Raw genomic sequence first — 9,419 nt, 5'->3', positions numbered from 1 at the left:
AACGGGGCTATCCAGGACGGCTCCGACGCCGTGATCACACCAGCCACACCAAGATCATCTCACCCGTGATCAGCAGTTTCGGGACAACCCTTAGCCGACAGCATCGAAGAAGTACAACTCGACATGGGCGAGGAACTCCTCGGGTACGCCCGCCAGGTCGTGGCCCCCGGAGCCAAGGAACTGTCGGCCGTCGAATACCGGTGGCTCGCCTGTCGGCTGACCGAAGCCCTCACGGACGCGCTCCGGGTCGCCGAATCACGCGGCGACCGCATCCCCGACCCGTCAGAGCCTCCTGGCCTCTGACGGCAGTAGCGACGGCAACAACCACGGATTCCAGCGCACAAAAACGGACTCCGACGGACGCCCAAACCCCTCCCCCCCTGCATAGAAGCAGCTGAGGGAGGGGCAGCCAGCACACGTACTATGTGCTGGCGGGCGCCACGCCGGTCCTCGTCCACAATTGCGAGGGAAGCAAGCTAAAAGACGGTGAGCAGTATGTCTACCGCGCCGTGAAAAACGACGAGTTGAAGCAACTCTTGGACACTCGACGCTTTCAGAATCCGCCCGGCATCGAGTCGAAGTACTTCTCGTCCACCCCAGAGGGTGCAGCTCTCTACGCCAGGTCCGTCCATGCGAAGCTCCCTGACGAAGGTGCTTACACGCTGGTGCGTGGCGTAATCAGAACTGAACACATTCCTGCGGAGAGTAGGATTGAGCATCTGGCCGACGGGGGTGGTGGAATCGACGCCTTTGCGCTTTGGGAGGATTCAATGAGCACAATTGGCCGAGTTCGGATCCTTCCCTTCATGCCGATCCCTTAGGTGAGTTGATGAAGATCTACGTGACGTCCCTCCAGCAGTCGACGCTGGACCTGTGGTCGCGGCTTCTGCCTACGTCGCTCGGAATTGAGTTCGTCAATGAGAGAATTCGGACGGTGCAAGCTGACGCCCTCGTAATGTCTGGAGTCTGGGCGTTCGATCGGTATGGCGGTAGGCCGGACAGGGAGGTCGCCCAAGTGCTTTCGAATTCGAAAGATGACGGCCTCCCGGAGTGGATCATTGTCCCGCCGTTTCGCCCAGTCGTTGAGTGGGAAGGGCAGATTTCCATCAGGGATGATTTTCGGCATGTTAGCCCCGCTTACCATGCCGTCCTTGAATCTCTCCGTGCAGTGAGGAATGAATTCGGGGACTCGGCTATCGTTGTGCTGGATCTACCCCTGCTTGGAATGGATGACCCGCGCGACGAGGCAACCCCCACCTCAGTGGCTCAGGCAATCGAAGTCTTTGTGACTGAGTAAGCAGAAGCCCCACCGGAAAGATGCTCCGGTGGGGCTTCTGGCGTCCTGACGGCAATATCAGCAGACAGAGACAGAGACAGAGACAGAGCAGAGCGGAGGCTCGGCGCTGTTGTCGCGGGAGTCTCCTTGCCAGCACGGCTGACGAGGGCGGTGCGGGGAGCGTCGATGGCGTCACGCTGGATCCGAAGTCGGGCGTGAGTGCAGACGGTGGTGGCGGTGACGCCGATGTCGGCGTGAGTGATTAGCTCCTTGGTTCACGACGCGTGCGACGCTCTGCATCAGGACCAGGGAGGTGGGCGAGTGACAGAGGTCGCGACGGGGCGCAGGTACGTCTCGCGGAGGAGCGTGATGACAACGCGGGTGACGTAGGCCGGGTGGATCGAGCGGCCCTGAACAGTGGTGGGTCTCGTGCCGGTGGTGCCGGCACGCTGGATCAGGCGCGTCGTGTGTGAGCTGCTGATGTTTCGGGCCGGGGAGTTCAGCGGGAAGGCCGTCTCGTCATTGTTGAGTGGTGAGGAGACGGCCTTCGGTGTGTTCTGGGGTTATTCGGAGTCGGCTTCGAGGGTGCCCTCTGTGGAGAGGTAGACCTCGCGGAGGGATTCGAGGATCTGGGGGTCCGGCTTTTCCCACATGCCGCGGGATTCGGCCTCCAGGAGGCGTTCCGCGATGCCGTGGAGGGCCCAGGGGTTGGCCTGTTCGAGGAAGGCGCGGTTCTCGGGGTCCAGGACGTAGGTTTCCGTGAGCTTGTCGTACATCCAGTCGGCGATGACGCCGGTGGTGGCGTCGTAGCCGAAGAGGTAGTCCACCGTCGCCGCGAGTTCGAAGGCGCCCTTGTAGCCGTGGCGGCGCATCGCCTCGATCCACTTGGGGTTCACGACGCGGGCGCGGAAGACGCGCGAGGTCTCTTCGACCAGGGTGCGGGTCTTGACGGTCTCGGGGCGGGTGGAGTCGCCGATGTAGGCCTCGGGGGCCGTGCCGCGCAGGGCGCGGACGGTGGCGACCATGCCGCCGTGGTACTGGAAGTAGTCGTCGGAGTCCGCGATGTCGTGCTCGCGCGTGTCCGTGTTCTTCGCGGCTACGGTGATCCGCTTGTAGGCGGTCTCCATCTCGGCGCGGGCCGGGCGGCCCTCCAGGCCGCGGCCGTAGGCGTATCCGCCCCAGACCGTGTAGACCTCCGCGAGGTCGGCGTCCGTGCGCCAGTCGCGGGAGTCGATCAGCTGGAGGATGCCGGCGCCGTACGTGCCCGGGCGCGAGCCGAAGATACGGGTGGTGGCGCGGCGTTCGTCACCGTGGTCGGCCAGGTCCGCCTGGGCGTGCGCGCGGATGTAGTTCTGCGCCGCGGGCTCGTCCAGGGAGGCGGCCAGCCGGACCGCGTCGTCCAGGAGGGCGATGACGTGCGGGAACGCGTCGCGGAAGAAGCCCGAGATGCGCAGCGTCACATCGATGCGGGGTCGGCCCAGCTCCGCGAGCGGGATGGGTTCGATGCCCGTGACGCGGCGCGAGGCCTCGTCCCAGACCGGGCGGATGCCGAGCAGGGAGAGGGCCTCCGCCACGTCGTCGCCCGAGGTGCGCATCGCGCTCGTACCCCAGAGGGACAGGCCCACCGAGGCGGGCCACTCGCCGTTGTCCGTGCGGTAGCGGGTGAGGAGGGAGTCGGCCAGAGCCTGGCCCGTCTCCCACGCGAGGCGGGAGGGGACGGCCTTGGGGTCCACCGAGTAGAAGTTGCGGCCGGTCGGCAGGACGTTGACCAGGCCGCGGAGCGGCGAGCCCGAGGGGCCCGCCGGGATGAACCGGCCGTCGAGGGCGGCGACGACGTGGGCGATCTCGTCCGTGGTGCCGGCCAGGCGGGGGACCACCTCCCGGGCGGCGAAGTCCAGCACCGCCGCGACGTCCGCCGAGTACGGTGCGGCGACCGGAGCCACCGCCGACGGGTCCCAGTCCGCGTCCTCCATCGCCTGGACCAGGGCGCGGGCCTGCTCCTCCACCGCGTCCGCCGAGGTGCGGGTCGCCGCGGACTCGTCCAGGCCGAGCGCCTCGCGCAGGCCCGGCAGGGCCGTCGTGCCGCCCCAGATCTGGCGGGCGCGCAGGATCGCCAGAACCAGGTTGACGCGGGCCTCACCGGTCGGGGCGCCGCCCAGGACGTGGAGTCCGTCGCGGATCTGCGCGTCCTTGACCTCGCAGAGCCAGCCGTCGACGTGGAGGAGGAAGTCGTCGAAGCCCTCGTCGTCGGGGCGCTCTTCGAGGCCCAGGTCGTGGTGGAGCTTCGCCGCCTGGATCAGCGTCCAGATCTGCGCGCGGATGGCGGGAAGCTTCGCCGGGTCCATGGCGCTGATCTGAGCGTACTCGTCCAGGTGCTGTTCGAGGCGGGCGATGTCGCCGTACGACTCCGCGCGCGCCATCGGCGGCACCAGGTGGTCGACCAGGGTGGCGTGCACACGGCGCTTGGCCTGCGTGCCCTCGCCCGGGTCGTTGACGAGGAAGGGGTAGATCAGGGGGAGGTCGCCGAGGGCGGCGTCCGGGGCGCAGGAGGCGGAGAGGCCGGCGTTCTTGCCCGGCAGCCACTCCAGGTTGCCGTGCTTGCCCAAGTGGATCATCGCGTCCGCGCCGAAACCGCCGTCCTCCGCGCGGGCCTGGATCCAGCGGTACGCGGCCAGGTAGTGGTGCGAGGGCGGCAGGTCCGGGTCGTGGTAGATCGCGATCGGGTTCTCGCCGAAGCCGCGCGGCGGCTGGATCAGGATGAGGAGGTTCCCGCGGCGCAGGGCGGCCAGGACGATGTCGCCCTCGGGGTTCGCGGAGCGGTCCACGAACATGTTGCCGGGCGCCTCGCCCCAGTGCTCCTCGACGCTCGCGCGCAGCTCGGCCGGGAGTTCGGCGAACCAGCGCTTGTAGTCGGCGGCCGGGATGCGGACGGGGTTGCGGGCCAACTGCTCCTCGGTGAGCCAGTCCTGATCGTGGCCGCCGGCCTCGATGAGGGCGCGGATCAGCTCGTCGCCGTCGCCGGAGACCAGCCCGGGGATCTCGTCGGCGGGGCCGAAGTCGTAGCCGCTCGCGATGAGGGTGCGCAGCAACTCCACGGCGCTGGCCGGGGTGTCCAGGCCGACCGCGTTGCCGATGCGCGAGTGCTTGGTCGGGTACGCGGAGAGGACCAGCGCCACCTTCTTGGCGCGGCGCTCGATGTGCCGCAGGCGGGCGTGGCGGACGGCGATGCCGGCGACGCGGGCGGCCCGCTCGGGGTCGGCGACGTACGCGGGCAGGCCGTCCTCGTCCAGCTCCTTGAAGGAGAACGGGACGGTGATCAGGCGGCCGTCGAACTCGGGGACGGCGACCTGGGTGGCGGCGTCCAGGGGGGAGAGGCCCTCGTCGTTCTCCTCCCAGTTGCTACGGGACCCGGTCAGGCACAGTGCCTGGAGGATCGGCACGCCGAGCGCGGCCAGCGCGCCGGCGTCCCACGACTCGTCGTCGCCGCCCGCCGAGGCGGTCGCGGGGCGGGTGCCGCCGGCCGCGAGGACGGTCGTCACGATCGCGTCCGCCGACTCCAGCGCGGAGAGCAGTTCCGGCTCCGGGGTACGGAGGGAGGAGACGTAGAGGGGGAGCGGCTGGGCGTCGTGGGCCTCGATGGCCTCGCACAGGGCGTGCACGAAGGCGGTGTTGCCGCTCATCTGGTGCGCGCGGTAGTACAGCACGGCGATACGGGGGCCGGTGGTACGAGCCGGGGTGCGCTCCAGCGGGCCCCACGTGGGGGCGGCGGCCGGCGGTTCGAAACCGTGGCCGGTCAGCAGCACGGTGTCGGAGAGGAAGCGGGCCAACTGGTCCAGGTTGGCGGGACCGCCGTGGGCGAGGTAGCCGTGCGCCTCGGCGGCGATGCCGATGGGGACGGTGGAGGCCTCCATCAACTGTGCGTCGGGGGCCTGTTCGCCGGTCAGGACCACGACCGGGCGGTGCTGGCCGGGAGCCAGGAGCAGGTCGAGGCCGTCCTGCCAGGCGCGCAGGCCGCCGAGGAGGCGTACGACGACCAATTCGACCCCGTCGAGGAGGGCGGGCAGGTCGTCCAGGGGAAGGCGGGAGGGGTTCGCGAACCGGTACGGGACGGGGCCGTTGGCGGCGGCGCGGGCGCTGAGCAGATCGGTGTCGGACGTCGACAGCAGCAGGATCATGCGGCGGCAGGCCTTCCTCGGGGTTTCCGCGCCCCGGGCAGTGAGGACGGCGGGAGTTCCTGACTCACCCGGCCGATCGCTCCGCGGGGTTCACAGTGGCGGGACCGCGCCGGAATCGCACCGGGCTTCCTCCCATGTCGCCGTCCTCGGCGATGACGGGCCGTGTGGTCCGCCGGGGGTCATCTTAGGTGGCCGGGGGCGGTGGTGGGTGCGGGGGGCCGCGGCGCGGGGGTCGGGTGCGGGGTGCCTGCGGCGCGTTGGTCGGGTGCGGGTCCGTTGCGGGGGCTCTGCCCCCGGGCCCCCGCGCCTCAAACGCCGGCGGGGCTGATTGTGCGGCGGGGTTCCGGGGTGTGGACGGAGAGGGTCAGGGTGGCGGTGGACACAGGTCGGGGGTGGGGAAACGTGGGTATGCTCGCGGCCATGCCCCAGCCACCTTCCGCCGCATCGCGGGACGAACCCGTCATACGGGACCGAGGTGACGCCTGCCCCGGTGCGCTGCGGCTGCACCAGGCGGACGACGGGTACCTCGCCCGGGTACGGATACCCGGCGGGATGCTCGGGGCGCGCGCGGCCGGGATGCTCGCCGACGCGGCGGACCGGCTCGGCGACGGGCACATCGACCTCACCTCGCGCGGCAACGCACAGTTGCGCGGACTCGGGGCGGCCTGCGGCGGTGAGCTCGCCGGCGTCCTGGCCGACGCCGGGCTGCTGCCCGCCCCCTCCCACGAACGGGTCCGCAACATCGTCGCCTCGCCGCTGACCGGCCTCGACCGCGGCGGGCTGCCCGACGTGGCGCCCTGGGTCGCGGAACTGGACCGGCTGCTCTGCGCGAGCGAGGAGACGGCCGCCCTGTCCGGGCGCTTCCTGTTCGCCCTGGACGACGGACGCGGCGACGTGAGTTCCCTGGACGCCGACGTCAACCTGCTCGCCCGGGGTCCCGAGCACGCCCTGCTCACGACGGCCGGCGCCGGCGAGGGGCTCCTCGTGGCCGCCACCGACGCGCCGGGGACCGCCCTCGTCGCCGCCCGGTACTTCCTCGATGCCGCCCGGCGAGCCGGTACGCGGGCCTGGCGCGTTGCCGAGCTGCCCGCGGAACATCAGCTGAGCGTAGGGGAATTGGCGAGCCGGCTGGCCGGTGCCGGCATCCGCTCGACCGTGGTGTCCGAGACCGCCGCGCCCTCCGGCCCCGCGCCCGAACCCGGCCTCGTCGAAGGGCCCGGCCCGGTGGAAGGGCCCGGGCAGCTCGTCGCGCTCTCCGTGCTCGCGCCCCTGGGCCGCCTCACCACCGCCCAGTGGAACCTCCTGGCCGGCCTCACCGGGCGGCTGCGGCTGACCCCCTGGCGCGGCGTCGTCGTCCCCGGACTGGCCGCTCCCGCCGCGCCGGACGCCCTCGCCGTCCTCGCCGACGCCGGGCTGATCACCACCCCCGCCGACCCCCGGCGGTCCGTCACCGCCTGTACCGGACAACCCGGATGCGCCCGCTCCCACCGCGACGTGCGGGCCGACGCGCGCACCGTCACCGCCCTGGCGGCCGGGCCGCTGCCCGTCCACTGGTCGGGGTGCGAACGGCGCTGCGGACACCCGCGCGGGACCGCCTGGGTGGACGTGCTCGCCACCCCCGACGGGTACGACCTCCGCGCCCCCGACCGCGCGCCGCGCCCCGGCGTACACCCCTCCGACCTTGCCGCGGCCCTCAGGGACGCACGCCGCACCACCTCCCACGACGCAGCGAAGAAATGAGCGAGTACACAGTGTTCGAGTACGAGAAGGACGGCGCGGCGATCTACCGCCAGTCCTTTGCCACGATCCGCGCCGAGGCGGACCTCTCCCGGCTGCCCGCCTCCGTCGCCCAGGTCGCGGTGCGCATGATCCACGCCTGTGGGATGACCGACCTGCCCCAGGACCTGGGATACACGCCCGACGTCGTGCTGCGGGCGCGGGCGGCCCTGAACGCCGGCGCGCCGATCCTGTGCGACGTACAGATGGTGGCCAGCGGCGTCACCCGCAAGCGGCTGCCCGCCGACAACGAGGTCGTCTGCACCCTCTCCGACCCCGCCGTGCCGGCGCTCGCCGCGAAGATGGGCACCACCCGCAGCGCCGCCGCGCTCGAAGTCTGGCGGGACCGGGGCCTGTTGGAGGGGTCGGTGATCGCCGTCGGCAACGCGCCGACCGCGCTGTTCCGGCTGCTGGAGATGATCGAGGAGGGCGCACCGCGCCCCGCCGCCGTCATCGGCGTCCCGGTCGGCTTCATCGGCGCCGCCGAGTCGAAGGACGCGCTCGCCGAACACCCCTCCGGGCTGGACCACTTGATCGTGCGCGGCCGGCGCGGCGGCAGCGCCATCGCCGCCGCCGCCGTCAACGCGATCGCGAGCGTGGCCGAATGAGCACCATCGAGGCGAGCGGCGACGCCCCGGTCAAGGGCAAGCTCTACGGGGTGGGGCTCGGCCCCGGCGACCCCTCCCTGATGACCCTGCGGGCCGTCGAGGTGATCGCGGAGGCCGACGTCGTCGCGTACCACTCCGCCCGGCACGGCAGGTCCATCGCCCGCTCGATCGCCGCGAAGCACCTGCGCGCCGACCACATCGAGGAGCCGCTGGTCTACCCGGTCACCACCGAGACCACCGACCACCCCGGCGGCTACCAGGGCGCCATGGAGGAGTTCTACGAGCTCTCCGCGGCCCGCCTCGCGGCGCACCTGGACGCCGGCCGGACCGTCGCCGTCCTCGCGGAGGGCGACCCGCTCTTCTACGGCTCCTACATGCACATGCACAAGCGGCTCGCCGACCGCTACGAGGCCGAGGTCATCCCCGGGGTGACCTCGGTGAGCGCCGCCGCCGCGCGGCTCGGCACCCCGCTGGTGGAGGGCGAGGAGGTGCTGACCATCCTGCCCGGCACCCTGCCGGAGGAGGAGCTGACCGCCCGGCTCGCCGCCACCGACTCGGCCGTCGTCATGAAGCTCGGGCGTACCTTCCCCGCCGTGCGGCGGGCCATGGAGAACAGCGGCCGGCTCGCCGAGGCGCGCTACGTCGAGCGCGCGACGATGGCGGGGGAGCGGACCGGTGTCCTCGCCGACACCGACCCCGACAGCGTGCCGTACTTCGCCGTCGCCGTCGTGCCCAGCCGCGTCGGCAACCCGGGCAGTGTGCCCTCGGGGCCGGGCGAGGTCGTGGTCGTCGGGACCGGACCGGCCGGACCGCTGTGGCTGACCCCGCAGACCCGGCGGGCGCTCGCGGACGCCGAGGTGCTCGTCGGGTACACGACGTACCTGGACCGGGTTCCGGTGAAGCCGGGCCAGATCCGGCACGGCTCCGACAACAAGGTGGAGTCCGAGCGTGCCGAGTTCGCCCTCGACCTCGCCCGACGCGGGAAGCGGGTGGCCGTGGTCTCCGGCGGTGACCCCGGTGTCTTCGCCATGGCCACGGCGGTGCTGGAGGTCGCGGGGCAGGCGCAGTACAAGGACGTGCCCGTACGGGTCCTGCCGGGGGTGACCGCGGCCAACGCGGCCGCCGCGGCGGCGGGCGCCCCGCTGGGCCACGACTACGCCACGATCTCCCTCTCCGACCGGCTCAAGCCCTGGGAGGTCATCGCGGAGCGGCTGCGGTCCGCCGCGCAGGCCGATCTCGTGCTCGCCCTCTACAACCCCGGGTCGCGCAGCCGGACCTGGCAGGTGGCGCAGGCTCGCGAGCTGCTGCTCGAACTGCGTTCACCGCAGACCCCGGTGGTCGTCGCGCGTGACGTGGGCGGCCCCGAGCAGTCCGTCCGGATCGTCACCCTGGCTGAACTGGCGCCGGCGGAAGTGGACATGCGTACGATCCTGCTGATCGGGTCGTCGCAGACCCAGGTCACGGAGCGGGCCGACGGCAGCCGCGTGACGTGGACCCCGCGCCGGTACCCGTGATCGTGGCCTTCACCGGCACGGTGACCGCGACCGCGACCGTGATGGCGGTCGCGATCGGGTGAGGCGCTGA

The 9,419-nt window shown here is 71.5% G+C and carries 7 protein-coding genes and 1 riboswitch; of the genes, 6 read left to right on the top strand and 1 reads right to left on the bottom strand.

Features of this window, described 5'->3' with window-relative positions; genetic code table 11:
* Positions 1 to 123: 123 nt before the first annotated feature.
* The 3 genes from ACFVXJ_RS30205 to ACFVXJ_RS30195 all read left to right on the top strand — a co-directional run bounded on the left by ACFVXJ_RS30205 (position 124) and on the right by ACFVXJ_RS30195 (position 1,297).
* Entirely contained in the window at positions 124 to 303 is a 180-nt protein-coding gene (locus tag ACFVXJ_RS30205; protein ID WP_389666531.1) for a hypothetical protein, read from the top strand.
* Between the two features lie 122 nt (positions 304 to 425).
* Complete coding sequence (locus ACFVXJ_RS30200) at positions 426 to 821, top strand: hypothetical protein (protein WP_389666529.1); 396 nt, start codon at positions 426 to 428, stop codon at positions 819 to 821.
* Positions 822 to 829: 8 nt separating this feature from the next.
* Positions 830 to 1,297 (top strand): hypothetical protein, encoded by a 468-nt coding sequence (locus ACFVXJ_RS30195; protein WP_389666527.1) that lies wholly within the window; start codon positions 830 to 832, stop codon positions 1,295 to 1,297.
* 542 nt (positions 1,298 to 1,839) lie between these two features.
* Here ACFVXJ_RS30195 and cobN read toward each other — a convergent pair.
* Entirely contained in the window at positions 1,840 to 5,451 is a 3,612-nt protein-coding gene (cobN, locus tag ACFVXJ_RS30190; protein ID WP_389666525.1) for a cobaltochelatase subunit CobN, read from the bottom strand.
* A 46-nt stretch (positions 5,452 to 5,497) separates the two neighbouring features.
* Positions 5,498 to 5,615, bottom strand: a riboswitch (cobalamin riboswitch).
* Between the two features lie 256 nt (positions 5,616 to 5,871).
* On the opposite strand from cobN, the gene cobG reads away from it, so the two are divergent.
* From cobG to ACFVXJ_RS30175, 3 genes are read left to right on the top strand one after another with little or no spacing between them, the layout of a single operon-like run.
* Positions 5,872 to 7,191: a precorrin-3B synthase gene (gene cobG, locus ACFVXJ_RS30185; protein ID WP_389666524.1), complete on the top strand. Its 1,320-nt coding sequence runs from the start codon at positions 5,872 to 5,874 to the stop codon at positions 7,189 to 7,191.
* Positions 7,188 to 7,835: a precorrin-8X methylmutase gene (locus tag ACFVXJ_RS30180; protein ID WP_389666523.1), complete on the top strand. Its 648-nt coding sequence runs from the start codon at positions 7,188 to 7,190 to the stop codon at positions 7,833 to 7,835. Before cobG ends, ACFVXJ_RS30180 begins: the two co-directional genes overlap by 4 nt.
* Positions 7,832 to 9,349 (top strand): precorrin-2 C(20)-methyltransferase, encoded by a 1,518-nt coding sequence (locus ACFVXJ_RS30175; protein WP_389666521.1) that lies wholly within the window; start codon positions 7,832 to 7,834, stop codon positions 9,347 to 9,349. The genes ACFVXJ_RS30180 and ACFVXJ_RS30175 overlap by 4 nt, the downstream gene beginning before the upstream one ends.
* The last annotated feature ends 70 nt before the right edge of the window (positions 9,350 to 9,419 follow it).

Source organism: Streptomyces sp. NPDC058279 (assembly GCF_042881255.1).
Taxonomy (GTDB): Bacteria; Actinomycetota; Actinomycetes; order Streptomycetales; family Streptomycetaceae; genus Streptomyces.
The sequence above is the reverse complement of the archived record's forward strand: the minus strand, read 5'-3'. Positions and strand labels throughout refer to the sequence as shown.

Excerpts from the sequence above, each read along its gene's own strand:
- ACFVXJ_RS30180 (WP_389666523.1), top strand. The coding sequence starts at position 7,188 with ATGAGCGAGTACACAGTGTTCGAGTACGAGAAGGACGGCGCGGCGATC.
- cobG (WP_389666524.1), top strand. The coding sequence starts at position 5,872 with ATGCCCCAGCCACCTTCCGCCGCATCGCGGGACGAACCCGTCATACGG.
- ACFVXJ_RS30205 (WP_389666531.1), top strand. The coding sequence starts at position 124 with ATGGGCGAGGAACTCCTCGGGTACGCCCGCCAGGTCGTGGCCCCCGGA.
- ACFVXJ_RS30175 (WP_389666521.1), top strand. The coding sequence starts at position 7,832 with ATGAGCACCATCGAGGCGAGCGGCGACGCCCCGGTCAAGGGCAAGCTC.
- cobN (WP_389666525.1), bottom strand. The coding sequence starts at position 5,451 with ATGATCCTGCTGCTGTCGACGTCCGACACCGATCTGCTCAGCGCCCGC.
- ACFVXJ_RS30195 (WP_389666527.1), top strand. The coding sequence starts at position 830 with ATGAAGATCTACGTGACGTCCCTCCAGCAGTCGACGCTGGACCTGTGG.